The 14,148-nt window shown below is 30.9% G+C and carries 17 protein-coding genes and 1 riboswitch; of the genes, 14 read left to right on the forward strand and 3 right to left on the reverse strand.

The window, feature by feature from the left end; genetic code table 11:
• Positions 1-167 precede the first annotated feature (167 nt).
• The 12 genes from ACSUE0_RS03960 to gcvPB all read left to right on the forward strand — a co-directional run bounded on the left by ACSUE0_RS03960 (position 168) and on the right by gcvPB (position 10,467).
• Positions 168-1,154 (forward strand): glucokinase, encoded by a 987-nt coding sequence (locus ACSUE0_RS03960; RefSeq protein ID WP_017724583.1) that lies wholly within the window; start codon positions 168-170, stop codon positions 1,152-1,154.
• Positions 1,154-1,477, forward strand: coding sequence for an MTH1187 family thiamine-binding protein (locus ACSUE0_RS03965; RefSeq protein WP_029377188.1), 324 nt, complete (start codon positions 1,154-1,156; stop codon positions 1,475-1,477). The genes ACSUE0_RS03960 and ACSUE0_RS03965 overlap by 1 nt, the downstream gene beginning before the upstream one ends.
• Position 1,478: 1 nt before the next feature.
• Entirely contained in the window at positions 1,479-2,102 is a 624-nt protein-coding gene (locus tag ACSUE0_RS03970) for an MBL fold metallo-hydrolase (protein WP_436956186.1), read from the forward strand.
• Between the two features lie 97 nt (positions 2,103-2,199).
• Positions 2,200-3,174 (forward strand): competence type IV pilus ATPase ComGA, encoded by a 975-nt coding sequence (comGA, locus tag ACSUE0_RS03975; protein WP_436956188.1) that lies wholly within the window; start codon positions 2,200-2,202, stop codon positions 3,172-3,174.
• Positions 3,146-4,213: a competence type IV pilus assembly protein ComGB gene (gene comGB, locus ACSUE0_RS03980; protein WP_436956190.1), complete on the forward strand. Its 1,068-nt coding sequence runs from the start codon at positions 3,146-3,148 to the stop codon at positions 4,211-4,213. Before comGA ends, comGB begins: the two co-directional genes overlap by 29 nt.
• Positions 4,214-4,232: 19 nt before the next feature.
• Positions 4,233-4,550, forward strand: coding sequence for a competence type IV pilus major pilin ComGC (comGC, locus tag ACSUE0_RS03985; RefSeq protein ID WP_119615121.1), 318 nt, complete (start codon positions 4,233-4,235; stop codon positions 4,548-4,550).
• Positions 4,525-4,974, forward strand: coding sequence for a competence type IV pilus minor pilin ComGD (gene comGD, locus ACSUE0_RS03990; protein WP_436956191.1), 450 nt, complete (start codon positions 4,525-4,527; stop codon positions 4,972-4,974). Before comGC ends, comGD begins: the two co-directional genes overlap by 26 nt.
• 269 nt (positions 4,975-5,243) lie before the next feature.
• Complete coding sequence (gene comGF / locus ACSUE0_RS03995; protein WP_259338095.1) at positions 5,244-5,675, forward strand: competence type IV pilus minor pilin ComGF; 432 nt, start codon at positions 5,244-5,246, stop codon at positions 5,673-5,675.
• Between the two features lie 164 nt (positions 5,676-5,839).
• Positions 5,840-6,355, forward strand: coding sequence for a shikimate kinase (locus ACSUE0_RS04000; protein ID WP_182475178.1), 516 nt, complete (start codon positions 5,840-5,842; stop codon positions 6,353-6,355).
• Positions 6,352-6,458: riboswitch (glycine riboswitch) on the forward strand. Its footprint overlaps the gene before it by 4 nt.
• Before the next feature lie 82 nt (positions 6,459-6,540).
• Positions 6,541-7,632 carry a glycine cleavage system aminomethyltransferase GcvT gene (gcvT, locus tag ACSUE0_RS04005; RefSeq protein ID WP_119614902.1) on the forward strand — a complete coding sequence of 364 codons (1,092 nt, stop codon included), beginning with the start codon at positions 6,541-6,543 and terminating at the stop codon, positions 7,630-7,632.
• A 17-nt stretch (positions 7,633-7,649) separates the two neighbouring features.
• On the forward strand, positions 7,650-9,002 hold the full coding sequence (gcvPA, locus tag ACSUE0_RS04010) for an aminomethyl-transferring glycine dehydrogenase subunit GcvPA (protein WP_436956194.1): 1,353 nt from the start codon (positions 7,650-7,652) through the stop codon (positions 9,000-9,002).
• Positions 8,989-10,467 carry an aminomethyl-transferring glycine dehydrogenase subunit GcvPB gene (gene gcvPB / locus ACSUE0_RS04015; RefSeq protein WP_119614904.1) on the forward strand — a complete coding sequence of 493 codons (1,479 nt, stop codon included), beginning with the start codon at positions 8,989-8,991 and terminating at the stop codon, positions 10,465-10,467. The genes gcvPA and gcvPB overlap by 14 nt, the downstream gene beginning before the upstream one ends.
• Before the next feature lie 142 nt (positions 10,468-10,609).
• On the opposite strand, the gene ACSUE0_RS04020 is transcribed toward gcvPB, so the two are convergent.
• Positions 10,610-10,996: a rhodanese-like domain-containing protein gene (locus ACSUE0_RS04020; protein ID WP_119614905.1), complete on the reverse strand. Its 387-nt coding sequence runs from the start codon at positions 10,994-10,996 to the stop codon at positions 10,610-10,612.
• A gap of 172 nt (positions 10,997-11,168) precedes the next feature.
• Between ACSUE0_RS04020 and ACSUE0_RS04025 the strand changes: the two genes are divergently transcribed.
• Positions 11,169-11,999 (forward strand): lipoate--protein ligase family protein, encoded by an 831-nt coding sequence (locus tag ACSUE0_RS04025; RefSeq protein WP_119614906.1) that lies wholly within the window; start codon positions 11,169-11,171, stop codon positions 11,997-11,999.
• Between the two features lie 143 nt (positions 12,000-12,142).
• Here the strand turns inward: ACSUE0_RS04025 and ACSUE0_RS04030 are convergent, their stop codons facing one another.
• Both ACSUE0_RS04030 and ACSUE0_RS04035 read right to left on the reverse strand, forming a co-directional pair.
• Complete coding sequence (locus tag ACSUE0_RS04030; RefSeq protein ID WP_017724567.1) at positions 12,143-12,364, reverse strand: SA1362 family protein; 222 nt, start codon at positions 12,362-12,364, stop codon at positions 12,143-12,145.
• A gap of 22 nt (positions 12,365-12,386) precedes the next feature.
• The gene (locus tag ACSUE0_RS04035) at positions 12,387-12,974 is read right to left on the reverse strand and encodes a hypothetical protein (RefSeq protein ID WP_107551712.1); all 588 of its coding nucleotides are present in this window, start codon (positions 12,972-12,974) and stop codon (positions 12,387-12,389) included.
• A 103-nt stretch (positions 12,975-13,077) separates the two neighbouring features.
• On the opposite strand from ACSUE0_RS04035, the gene ACSUE0_RS04040 reads away from it, so the two are divergent.
• Positions 13,078-14,136 (forward strand): M24 family metallopeptidase, encoded by a 1,059-nt coding sequence (locus tag ACSUE0_RS04040; protein ID WP_119614907.1) that lies wholly within the window; start codon positions 13,078-13,080, stop codon positions 14,134-14,136.
• Positions 14,137-14,148: the final 12 nt, after the last annotated feature.

A 14,148-nucleotide genomic window follows, 5' to 3' on the forward strand; every position in this document is an offset into this window, starting at 1 on the left:
AAATATAAATCTATATTAAATGGTTTATAAAGGCTAAACTCAAAAAGTCTTATTATCTGGAATACTTATTGGTGTAAAATATCCAAATCCCTTGATATATAAGTTTTTTTGAACTACAGTTAGAGGATGTGCACCCTTTTAATAAATCAGAGAAGGATGAAAATTAAATGAACAAAATTATATTAGCCGCAGATATTGGTGGAACAACATGTAAACTAGGAATTTTTGATGAAAATCTTAACCGTTTATCAAAATGGTCAATCGATACAGATACTTCAGATACTACTGGATATTTACTATTAAAAAATATATATGATTCTTTCATACAGCATATAGATAAATCAGACAACACTTTTTCAGATGTTTTAGGTATTGGAATTGGTGTGCCTGGACCTGTGAATTTTGAAACGGGAGAAGTAAACGGAGCAGTTAACTTATATTGGAAAGACACAGTAAATGTAAGAAATATTTTCAAACAATTTGTAGATTGTCCAGTTTATGTTGATAATGATGCAAATGTTGCTGCTTTAGGTGAAAAGCACAAAGGTGCGGGTAATGGTGCAGAAGATGTAGTTGCTATTACACTCGGTACTGGATTAGGTGGTGGCATTATTTCAAATGGTGAAATCGTGCATGGTCATAATGGTTCTGGTGCTGAGATAGGACATTTTAGAGTAGACCATGACCAACGCTTTAAATGTAATTGTGGGAAATCAGGTTGTATAGAAACAGTGGCGTCTGCAACGGGTGTCGTAAACTTGGTTAATTTCTATTATCCTAAATTAACATTTAAATCTTCAATTTTACAATTAATTAAAGATAATAAAGTAAGCGCCAAAGCAGTTTTTGATGCTGCAAAAGCTGGGGATCAATTCTGTATCTTTATAACAGAACGTGTAGCTAATTATATCGCCTATTTATGTAGTATAGTCAGCGTTACGAGTAATCCGAAATACATCGTTTTAGGTGGAGGTATGTCCACTGCAGGATTGATACTAATTGAGAATATTAAAACAGAATATCATAATTTAACATTTACGCCTGCTCAACAAAACACTGAAATTGTACAAGCTCAGCTTGGAAATGATGCAGGTATTACAGGCGCTGCAGGATTAATTTATACTTATATTATTGAAAAGGATGGTGTTAAATAATGGCTATCGTAGACGTAGTTGTTATACCGGTCGGGACAGAAGGACCGAGCGTGAGTAAATATATTGCCGAAATTCAAACTAAATTAAAAGAATATAAAGCACAGGGTAAAATTGATTATCAATTAACGCCAATGAACACATTAATTGAAGGAGATTTAAAAGATTTATTCGAAGTTGTACAAGCAATTCATGAATTACCATTTGATAAAGGGCTAAGTCGTGTATGTACAAATATTAGAATTGATGATCGACGAGATAAATCACGCAATATGAACGAGAAAGTAAAGGCAGTAGAAAAATATTTGAACGACGGAGGTAACTAGAATGAAAATTTCGAGTCTATCTTTAGGTCTAGTCGAAACAAATGTTTATTTTATAGAGAATGGTACAAGTGTCATTTTAGTAGATCCTGCTAATGATAGTGATTTAATTATTAAAAAGTTAAATCAAATTAATAAAAAATTAGTCGCTGTATTACTTACTCATGGCCATTTTGATCACATTGGTGCTTTAGATGACATTATTGAAAAATATGATGTACCAGTATTTATGCATAAATCGGAATTTGATTTCTTAACAAATACAACTAAAAATGGTTCAGAAAAATTCAAACAGTATGGATTACCTAATGTTATTAGCCACGCAGCACCACAACCGCTAGAAGAAGGCGATGCAAGTGTAGAAGGTTTTAATTTCAAGGTATTACATACTCCTGGTCATTCCCCAGGAAGTTTGACGTTTGTCTTTAATGAATTTGCTGTTGTGGGTGATACATTATTTAAACAGGGTATAGGTCGAACTGATTTATATAAAGGTGATTACGAAACATTAGTTAATTCAATATTAGACAAATTATTTGAATTAGATGATGATCTACCTTTATTCCCAGGACATGGACCATATACCACAGTGGAAGATGAACAAATGAATCCTTATTTACATGGATAAATTTAGTAGAGTTGAATTTCTATAGTAATATCACTGATACAAAACAAAAGTAATTTTCACACCTCTTACGTGTATATATGTAGGAGGTGTTTTTTTATTGAAGTTATTGTTTAATAGTATGATTGAAAAGGCAATTAATAAAGATGCATCAGATATACATTTTATTCCTGTAGATAAAGAAGTTATGATTAAATTTAGAATCCGTGATGATTTGAAATCAATAGAAACATTACAATTAAATACGTATTTGAAATTACTAACTTATATGAAATACCAAGCTGGATTAGATGTCTCTAAACACAACGCTGCTCAGAGTGGTAGGTATATTTATAAATTAAAACAAATTTACTTCCTTAGAATATCAACGCTTCCTTTATCTCTAGGAAATGAAAGCTGCGTTATTAGGATTATCCCGCAACATTTTCAAAAGCACAAAAATAACCAGAACATAACACATTTATATAATCTAATGAACAAAAAGCAAGGATTAATTTTATTGAGTGGACCTACAGGTTCTGGAAAAAGTACGTTAATGTATCACATGTTGTCTTATGCTAAAGAGCACTTAAATTTAAATATAATTACAATTGAAGATCCTGTTGAACAATTGATAAATGGTATAACTCAAATATCATTGAATGAAAAGGCAGGGATAAATTATGAAACTTCTTTTAAAGCAATATTGCGATGCGATCCAGATATTATTTTAATTGGTGAAATAAGAGATGCAAATGTAGCTAAACATGTCATACAAGCCAGTTTAAGTGGCCATTTAGTACTTTCTACAATTCATGCTAGTAATTGCAAAGGTGTGATATTAAGGCTGTTAGAAATGGGGATAACAGTACAACAGCTTCTACAATCAATCATTAGTATATTAAATCAAAGGCTTATTACTACTAAAGAAGGTGTTAGAGAACTTGTATATGAACAGGTAACAAAAGAAGATATTTATCATTTCTTTAAAAATAGTTATACATTACCCAAAGATTTCCATAACTTATCTTATAAGTTAAACAAAATGTCAAAAGAGGGAATGATATGTGAAACATCGATGGAACGTTATCTCTAAATTTTATCCTTTTACAATATTAAGTGAAAAGGACAAAATTAATTTGCTATCAAAGTTAAAAGACTTACTGGAACATGGCTTTACTTTAAGTGATTCATTTGATTTTTTACTACAGCATACCAAGATTAGGTCGCTAGAAATCAAATCATTAATTAAAACGGAATTAAGACATGGTGCTGATTGCTCTGAAATTCTTAAAATACTAAAGTATCCTAAATCAATTATTATGCTAATTTATTTTGCTGAGATGTTTGGTAATTTAACAGAAACATTACCATATGCTCAAGAATATTTAATACGTAATTATAAGATTAAGAAACGTTTACTTAAAACAATACAATATCCTTTACTTTTACTTTCAATATTCATCATTATGCTCATTATTCTTAATCATACTATTATTCCAGAGTTTCAAAATTTATATCATAATATGGGAGTAGAAATTACTTCAGTACAGCGAAACCTAACTTTTATAATAGTAAATTTGCCTTCATTCATATGGTATTTGATTATTGTTGTTCTAATAACCCTGGTACTATTTTGGTTGTTATATATAAAGCTCTCTGTACATTATAAATTAAAGTTAATGTTGTCAATGCCCATTGTTTCAAAATTCTTTAAGCTTTATAAAACTTTTCGCTTATCTTCAGAGTTTTCGCTATTTTATAAAAATGGAATTAGTCTACATAAAATTGTTGACATTTATTCAGAGCAAAAAGATGACAGTTATTTAAATTATTTAGCTTACGCGCTCTCGAGTGGTACACAGAGAGGTTTGAAATTGAGTGAAATTCTAACAAAATTATCATGCTTTGAGGAGGAGCTAGTTATTTTTATAGAAGAAGGTGAGAAAAAAGGGCGCCTTGAAGTGGAATTAAAATTATATAGTGAAATCATTATTGATAAAATTCAACAATCAATGCAATTCATAATCAAATTTATACAGCCATGTATATTTTTAGTAATAGCTATTATGATTGTATCATTATATTTAGTCATCATGTTACCAATGTTTGATTTAATGCAAACAATAAAATGAAATGAGGGTTTAATAATATATGAAAAATTTTAAATATAAGTTTAACAAAAAGGCATTCACACTCATTGAAATGCTATTGGTTTTACTAATAATAAGTTTGTTATTAATATTAATTATACCTAATATAGCTAAACAATCCTCACACATACAAACTACTAGTTGTGAAGCACAGCTTAAAATGGTAGATAGTCAAATTGAAGCTTATAGCTTGAAGTTCAATAAGAAGCCAAATACTATGGAAGAACTCGTTAACGAAGGTTATATAAAAGAGAATCAAAAACGATGTAAATCAGGCGCATTAATATCTATTAATGATGGTGAAGCAGTTGCAAGCTAGTAGATCATTTACTTATGTTGAAATGTTATTTGTATTGAGCATTGTCAGTTTGCTAGTTTTTATACAAATGCAACGACTATCTTTTAACAAAGATGACTTAACTTCACCACATTCAAAGATTAGTAACTTAATAATGCAATTTAATTACTTAAAGTCAAAAGCAATTAAAGACCAACAATCTATCACATTAATATTCAATGATTTTTCAACTCAAATCCGTGTAAAAGAACAACATATGCGGAATTCTACTATTGATTTACCTCAAAATACCTATATACATCCTCGTACAAATTTAGCTTATATAAACTTCGACAAAAATGGTGATGTAAACAAATTTGGTTCTTTATATCTAAGTATTGATAAATCTTTATATAAAATAATATTTCATATAGAAAAAGGCCGCTTAATATATGAGAAAATATAATTTAAATGGTTCATTATTTATAGATGCACTTTTGTCTTTTTCAACAATAACCTTGATATGTATTTTGTTTATCCCTTTAATGTTGCAACTTTCCAAAGAAGTCCAAAATAAAATAATCGATATGGAGATGAAAAGGGTTATAATTAGCTCTTTATACCAATATGACAAATCAGTTCTGAAAAACGGAGTGAATTTAAATGTTTATCATCTAAAACTAAGTAATCAAAAACTTTGTATAACAAGACAAGGAACTAAATATGAAAAATGCTATGTCAAAAAAACTTAAATCATTTACGTATGTCGAATTATTGTTTGCATTATTCATTACTATATTGATATTTACAATATTACCTTCGTTATTTAAAACAACGCACTTTATCGAAGCGCGCTTAGCAAATCAAACCAATTTAGATTTAGAATTTTTTGCTGCTGATTTAACCCGTGATTTGTTAGAAAAAAATTCTCAAATTATAGTAAATGACATATGTAAAAATAAAATAGTCATAAAAAATAAAGATAAAGATATTATTTATGAATTTAAAAATAACAAGATAATCAAAAGTATTAACGGTAAAGGGAATATAACGTTATTAAACAATGTGAAATCAGTAGAATTTAGTGTTGTAAATTATAAGACGTTGAAAGTTAATTTAAACATAATTGAAAAAGGAAATTCTTATGAAAAACAACTATATATTTAATAGTAATGCATACATCTATCCTTTTGTATTGGTAGTATTTATGCTATATTTATCTTTAATTACAATTTATGTATTTCAAATTGGCATACAATTAAAAACTTTAGACAATATAGATAAATATTATGAAAACCAAATTAATTTATTTATGAAGAAGGAAGATATTTTTGAATAACATTAAAATAGAACCATTGATATTAATTGGATTTATGGGAACTGGTAAGACAACATTAGGTAAATATCTTTCAAAGAATAATCAACTATCCTACGTTGACTTAGATGCGTACATAGTAGAACAAGAAGATCAATCTATACCATATTTATTTAAACAAATAGGTGAAGCTGGTTTTAGAGAATTAGAATATAAGTACCTAAAAGAATGCATAAACCATTACAATATTATTTCGACCGGCGGAGGTATTATTGAAAGTGATCAAACATTCGACTTTTTAAAATTACAAAAGCGAGTAATATGGTTAGATTGTGACTTGAATATTGTTTACAACAGAATCAAAAATGATAGCAATAGACCTAATGCAAACAATAAATCTCTTTTTGAATTAAAAAGCTTGTATTCCTCAAGGGTTTCAAGATATAATGAAATCGCATTCATAAAATTAAATAGCAGTAAATCTCTACACTTATTACAAAGTGAGATTATGGAAGAGATTGTTTGCGAATGATCAGTATTGGAGAGAATGGTTAGTTATATTATTTATAACTTTAGTCCATCGCCGAAGGTGCAAGTTTAACGAAACTCTCAGGCAAAAGGATAATACTGTGACGCATTCCTGGAGAATTTAAACAGGGTAGCTTAGTCTACTCTGTTTTTTTAATATATTTTACTTAAACAATAGGAGGTTTCTTCATGTCCAATGAACTAAAAAAAACACCACTTTATCAAACTTTTGTAGATAGTGGTGCTAAAATCATAGAATTTGGTGGATGGGCTATGCCAGTCCAATTTTCAAGTATTAAAGAAGAACATAATGCTGTTAGAACAGAAATCGGTTTATTTGATGTAAGTCATATGGGTGAAATTCTGATAAAAGGTAGTGAAGCTTCACAGCTAGTACAATATCTGCTTTCTAACGATACTGAAAATTTGACTACAAATAAAGCTCAATATACTGCACTATGTAATGAAAATGGTGGTATTATTGATGATTTAATCACATATAAATTAGACGAAAATCAATATTTATTAGTAGTAAATGCTGGTAATACAGATAAAGACTTTGTTTGGATGAAAGAGAATGCCGAAAAATTCGATGCAGAAGTAATTAATGTTTCGAATGACTATGGTCAATTAGCAATTCAAGGCCCAAATGCGCGTAACTTAGTTCAACAACATGTTGATGTAGATGTATCTTCAATGAAACCTTTCGAATTTAAACAAAATGTAGCGTTTTTTGGGAAAAACGTAATTTTATCGCAATCGGGATATACTGGAGAAGATGGTTTTGAAATTTACTGCGACGCGGATGATGCTCCTTATTTATGGAAGAAACTATTAGAACATAACGTTGTGCCATGTGGCTTAGGAGCAAGAGATACATTAAGATTAGAAGCTGGTTTACCATTACATGGTCAAGATTTAAGTGAAGAAATCACGCCATATGAAGCTGGAATCGCTTTTGCAGTCAAACCATTAATTGAAGCAGACTTCATTGGTAAAAGTGTCCTTAAAGAACAAAAAGAACATGGTTCAAAACGTAGAACAGTCGGCTTAGAAATGATTGATAAAGGTATTCCTAGAACTGGTTATAAAGTATTGGATTTAGATGGTAACCAAATTGGAGAGGTTACTTCAGGCACCCAATCACCGTTAACGGGTAAATCAATTGGTTTAGCTCTAATTAATCGTGATGCTTTTGAAATGGGAAAAGAAGTGTTAGTTCAAGTAAGAAAGAGACAAGTTAAAGCAAAAATTGTTAAGAAAAATCAAATAAGCAAATAATATAAAGGGGTGTTACTGTGAGTCATCGTTATATTCCATTAACAGAGCAAGATAAGAATGAAATGTTAGATACTATTGGTGCAGAATCAATTGCAGAATTATTTGGAGATGTACCAAATGACATATTATTAAATAGAGAGCTAGCTATTCCAGATGCAGAAGCTGAAACTACATTAACAAAACGCTTAAGTAGAGTTGCAAGTAAAAATATCACTAAAGAAACCCACACTTCATTTTTAGGCGCAGGCGTATACGACCATTATGCACCAGCAGTAGTAGATGCGATGATTTCTCGTTCGGAATTCTATACTGCATACACACCTTATCAGCCAGAAATTTCACAAGGTGAACTACAAGCAATTTTTGAATTCCAAACTTTAATTTGTGAATTAACGGACATGGATATTGCAAATTCATCTATGTATGATGGTATTACAAGTTTTGCTGAAGCATGTATTTTAGCTTTTAATCAAACACGTAAAAATAAAATTGTAGTTTCTAAAGGATTACATTATCAAGCATTACAAGTTCTCAACACTTATGTGAAAACACGTGAAGAATTTGAAGTTGTAGAAGTTGATTTAGATGGTACTATTACAGATTTAGAAAAGTTAGAAGCAGCTATAGACGATGATACAGCTGCAGTAGCTGTTCAGTATCCTAACTTCTATGGTTCAATTGAGGATTTAGAGAAAATTCAATCGTTTATTGAAGGTAAAAAAGCTTTGTTTATTGTTTATACCAATCCACTAGCATTAGGTTTACTTACACCTCCAGGTAGTTTTGGTGCCGATATTGTAGTAGGAGATACACAACCATTTGGTATACCTGCGCAATTTGGTGGTCCTCACTGTGGTTTCTTTGCTACAACTAAAAAATTAATGCGCAAAACACCTGGTCGTTTAGTAGGTCAAACCGAAGATGCAGATGGGCATCGTGGCTTTGTTTTAACATTACAAGCTCGCGAACAACATATACGTCGCGATAAAGCTACTTCAAATATTTGTTCAAACCAAGCATTGAATGCATTAGCTTCCTCAATTTGTATGTCAGCTTTAGGGAAAGAAGGTATTTATGATATTTCAGTACAAAATTTTGAAAATGCAAACTATGCAAAGGAACAATTTAAACAAGTTGGTTTAGAAGTGTCAACTGGAACTTCATTTAATGAATTTGTAGTGAAATTCGATAAACCTGTTAAAGATATTAATGATGCACTTATACAAGAAGGAATTATAGGTGGTTTCGATTTAAGTGAAGTAACAGAATCATTTAAAAATCATATGTTAGTTGCTGTAACAGAATTGAGAACAAAAGATGAAATTGACACATTTGTTAAGAAAGCAGGTGAATTAAATGGTAGTAAGTAAATCAAGTCCATTAATTTTTGAACGTTCTAAAAAAGGTCGTTATGCGTATTCGTTACCAAAAAAAGAAATAGATAATGGTGCTGTTGAAAAATTACTAGACGAAAAATATATTAGAAAAAATAAAGCAGAACTACCAGAAGTTGCTGAATTAGATTTAGTGAGGCATTACACAGAGCTTTCAAATAAAAACTTTGGTGTAGATTCAGGATTTTATCCATTAGGTTCTTGTACTATGAAATATAATCCAAAAATAAATGAAAAAATTGCTAGAATTCCTGGATTTGCAGAATCACATCCATTACAAGATGAATCGCAAGTTCAAGGGTCTTTAGAGATTGTTCATAGTTTACAAGAAGAGTTGAAAGAAATCACTGGTATGGATGAAGTAACGTTACAACCTGCTGCTGGTGCGCATGGTGAGTGGACAGCATTAATGATTTTTAAAGCATACCATCAAAAAAACGGAGAAGGTCATCGTGATGAAGTTATCGTTCCTGACTCTGCACACGGCACCAATCCAGCTTCAGCTGCGTTTGCAGGCTTTAAGTCTGTAACAGTTAAATCAAATGAACGGGGAGAAGTAGATATTGATGATCTGAAACGTTTAGTTAATGATAAAACAGCTGCAATCATGTTAACTAATCCTAATACTTTAGGTATTTTTGAAAAAAACATTATGGATATTCGGAATATCGTTCATGAAGCCGGAGGATTATTATATTATGATGGTGCAAATTTAAATGCCATTATGGACAAAGTTAGACCAGGTGACATGGGATTTGATGCAGTTCACTTAAACTTACACAAAACATTTACAGGGCCACATGGTGGCGGCGGTCCAGGTTCTGGACCAGTAGGCGTAAAAAAAGAACTTGCGAGCTTTTTACCTAAACCAATGGTTGTCAAAGAAAATGATATTTATAAATATGATAATGATATAGCAAATTCTATAGGACGCGTTAAACCATTCTATGGTAATTTTGGCATCTATTTAAGAGCTTATACTTATATTCGTAGTATGGGGAACAAAGGACTTGAAGAAGTATCTGAAGCTGCTGTATTAAATGCCAATTATATTAAAGCAAGACTGAAACAACATTTTGAGATTCCTTACAGTCAATATTGTAAACACGAGTTTGTCTTGAGTGGATCTAAACAAAAAGAACAGGGCGTTCGTACACTAGATATGGCTAAACGACTATTAGATTTCGGAGTACATCCACCGACAATTTATTTCCCACTTAATGTCGAAGAAGGCATGATGATTGAGCCAACTGAAACTGAGTCAAAAGAAACTCTAGACCACTTCTGTGATACGATGATTCAAATTGCAAATGAAGCTAAAGAGAATCCGGATATTGTATTAGAAGCGCCACATACAACTATCATTGATAGATTAGATGAAACCAAAGCAGCAAGAAATCCAGTGTTAAAATTTGAAAACTTACGTTCAGAAAAAGAATAGTTAGTTTACACTTTTTACACGGTTATATTGAATTTACCTTTGATATATAAATACTTAAAAATAAAAGCGTGGTCAACTTTAAATGTTGACCACGCTTTTATTTTAAACATTCACTTTATGTCTTTAATTTTAAGATATAAAGTTATTTTTTAGATTTAATTTTACCAGTCCATTTTTTATATCCACCTTTTAACATGTAGATATCTGTGTAGCCGTTTTTCTTTAATGTTTTTGCTGCACGATAACTGGCAATGCCATTCGCATCACAAAGATAGATAGGTTGGTCTGTACGTAAACCTTGGTATCTTTGTTTAAACATTGTAATTGGAATATTACGTGCACCATTGATGTGTCCGTAATCATAATCCACTTTTTCTCTTACATCAATAACTTGAGCTTTGCGCAAACCATCATGGAACTCATTTTGGTTTAATTCTGTGACTGCTCTTTTATTAAGAAGATAATTGATTAGCATGTAAGCGATGATAATTATTAATACTGCTAAAGGTATAAACCAAAAGTTACTCATCTTGCATCCTCCCTAATTAACCGATATTATATATTATAAGACTGTTAGCGCAATTTATCAAAATATTTTTCTCAGGATAAATAGTTATTGCTGACAAACTTGAACAATTATTGAAAACGATAACACAAAATTGCTGTTATCACAATTTAATTTAGCGATAGGAGTTTTGAAAGTGACAGAAACATGGAATTTTATAAATACTGGTAGCAAAGACCCATATTATAATATGGCAATGGATGAAGCTTTACTTAATTTTGTATCCAGAGGAGAGATAGATCCAGTAATTAGGTTTTATACATGGGACCCTGCGACTTTATCAGTTGGTTATTTTCAAAGGCTAACTAAAGAAATAGATATTGAAAAGGTGAATGCTAAAGGTTATGGCCTTGTACGTCGTCAAACTGGTGGCAGAGGTGTGTTACATGATAAAGAACTAACGTACAGTGTCATTGTTCCAGAATCACACCCTGAGATGCCTTCAACAGTTACTGAAGCCTATCGAGTTATTTCAGAAGGATTACTAGAAGGTTTTAAATATTTAGGTTTTGATGCTTCATTTGCTATTCCAAAATCAAAAGAGGAAAGAGCAAATTTAAAGCAACCAAGAAGTGCAGTTTGTTTTGATGCACCTAGCTGGTATGAATTAGTTGTAGAAGGGCGTAAAATTGCTGGAAGTGCTCAAGTTCGTCAAAAAGGAGTTATCTTACAACATGGCTCTTTGCTACAAGATGTAGACATAGATGATTTGTTTGACATGTTTGTTTTTAAAAATGATCGCCTCAAAGATAAAATGAAGCAAGCATTTGTAGAAAAAGCTGTGGCAATTAATGATATTTCAGATCGTCATATTAGTTTAGAAGAGATGGAAAAAGCATTTGAAATAGGCTTTAAAAAAGGATTGAATATTGATTTTAAGCCACTAGAACTCAATGAAAAACAGCAAAATGAAATAAATGAGTTAATTGATAAATACAAATCTGATGAGTGGAACTATCGTAAATAGTTTAGTTTTAAATTGCTGACTCGACATTTAAAACAACAACACATATTAAGATATTTTAATATGTATAAATTATAAAATAAAACCCCGAAAAGATTATCTTAAAATAGATATCTTTTGGGGGTTTTTATAAATCCAAGTATACGTTACTTTTTCTTTCTGTTTTGTCTTTTATACTTACGTTGCGCACGTTTGTATTTACGCTGATCCTCAGTTAAGAAGAAGAAATAGTAAATTGCGTATATAATACCTCCAAAAATGGCTAAGCTAATGACCATTCTTACAAAACTGAAGATAAAGGCATCAAGATTGAGTACTAATCCTACAATTGCAATTGCGATAATGATATAAAATATTGCTTGTTTCACCTAAAACACTCCTATGTGGTTGTTAACTTTGACTATCTTTAATACTGATGATTGATAAAGCTTTTTGACCTTTTTGAATCTTCTTCTTATCTTTAGCATCGTAACCATCTTTAATATCACTAAATGCTGAATTTAAGTCTTTGTCCAATTTAGTTATATTTTTATTTTTGGTTTTATCTTCGCTATCCATTTTTTCTTTATTGACATCATTTTTATATGTCGTAAATGCGGTATCTATTTTATTTTTAAGTTCTGCAAGTTTATCTTGCACTTTCTTATCACCTTTGTTTTTAGATACATCACTTTCGATTTCGTTATATTGGTCAATTAATTTAGCGATATCTTGATAATATGTAGATGATGCTTTTAAATTAGTTGCTTTCTTTTTATTACTTTTCGCTTTGCCAATGTCTTTCTTATCTTTCTCTAGAGCCGCAACTTTATTTTGCTCTTTACTAATTTCTTGTTTTAATTCTTGAATGTTCCCCTTTAACTTATGGTTTTCATCGCGAAGTTTAGTCGTCTTTTCTTCTAAAGGACCAAGGTTTTGACTTCCGCAACCAGCAAGTACACATGAAGCACATAAAATAGCCACTATTTTTTTCTTCATAACTCTCTCCTAATTCAAAAACTATAAATTTATACAATAATTATGCTATCATTTTAATGTATAAAAAGAAAATGTACAAACTTATTGTATAGGAGGATGACAAATGACAAGAATTGATAAATTAAATACCGCTATAGAAGCCAAACATTTAGAAGCAGTGGTAGTATTATCTGACTTTAACAGACGTTATTTATCTGGTTTTACTGGTACAAGTGGTGCGTTAATTATTACGAAAGATCACAACTTATTGCTAACTGATTTTAGGTACATTGAACAAGCATCTGCACAAGCCCCAGAATTTGAAATCATCAAACAAGAAGGTAGCTTAATTGATGAAGTCAAAAATCAACTTGAAAAATTAGACGTACAAAATGTTGGATTTGAAGGAAACTTAGTCAGCTATGATACATATCTTCAGTTGAGTAAATCGTATATTAGTTTAATTAGCATTTCAGGTATGATAGAAAAGATACGTGAAGTTAAAGATGAAGCAGAGATTGAGTTGATTCAAAAAGCAGCAGATATCGTTGATGAGGCATACGAATATATTTTAACTGTCGCAAAAGCTGGTATGACTGAACAGCAACTAAAAGCAAAGTTAGAAAGTAAAATGTTAGAACTTGGCGCTGAAGGAACTTCATTCGAAACAATTGTAGCTTCTGGTGAACGTGGTGCGCTACCTCATGGAGTTGCTAGTGATAAAGTTATAAATTCAGGGGAATTAATTACATTAGATTTTGGTGCATATTACAAAGGATATTCATCAGATATTACTCGTACATTTGCAATAGGTGAACCTGATCCAAAACTTAAAGAAATATATAATATTGTGTTAGAGGCGAATCAAAAAGGCATTGACGCCGCTAAAAAAGGTATTACTGGAAAAGCATTAGATGCTATTGCTAGAGATTATATCACTGAAAAAGGTTATGGTGAGGCGTTTGGACATTCACTTGGTCATGGTATTGGATTAGACGTTCATGAAGGCCCTAACCTTTCTAGAAAATCGGAAACGCCATTAGATATTAATAATTGTGTTACAATTGAACCTGGTATATATTTAGACGGGTTAGGTGGCGTTCGTATTGAAGATGACATTTTAATTAAAGAAAATGGCTGTGAACGCTTTACTAAATCTTCCAAAAACCTTATTATTTTATAGAAGACCTTATAA

The sequence above is a fragment of the Staphylococcus sp. AS1337 genome (genome assembly GCF_051408735.1).
In the GTDB taxonomy this organism is placed as follows: Bacteria; Bacillota; Bacilli; order Staphylococcales; family Staphylococcaceae; genus Staphylococcus; species Staphylococcus xylosus_B.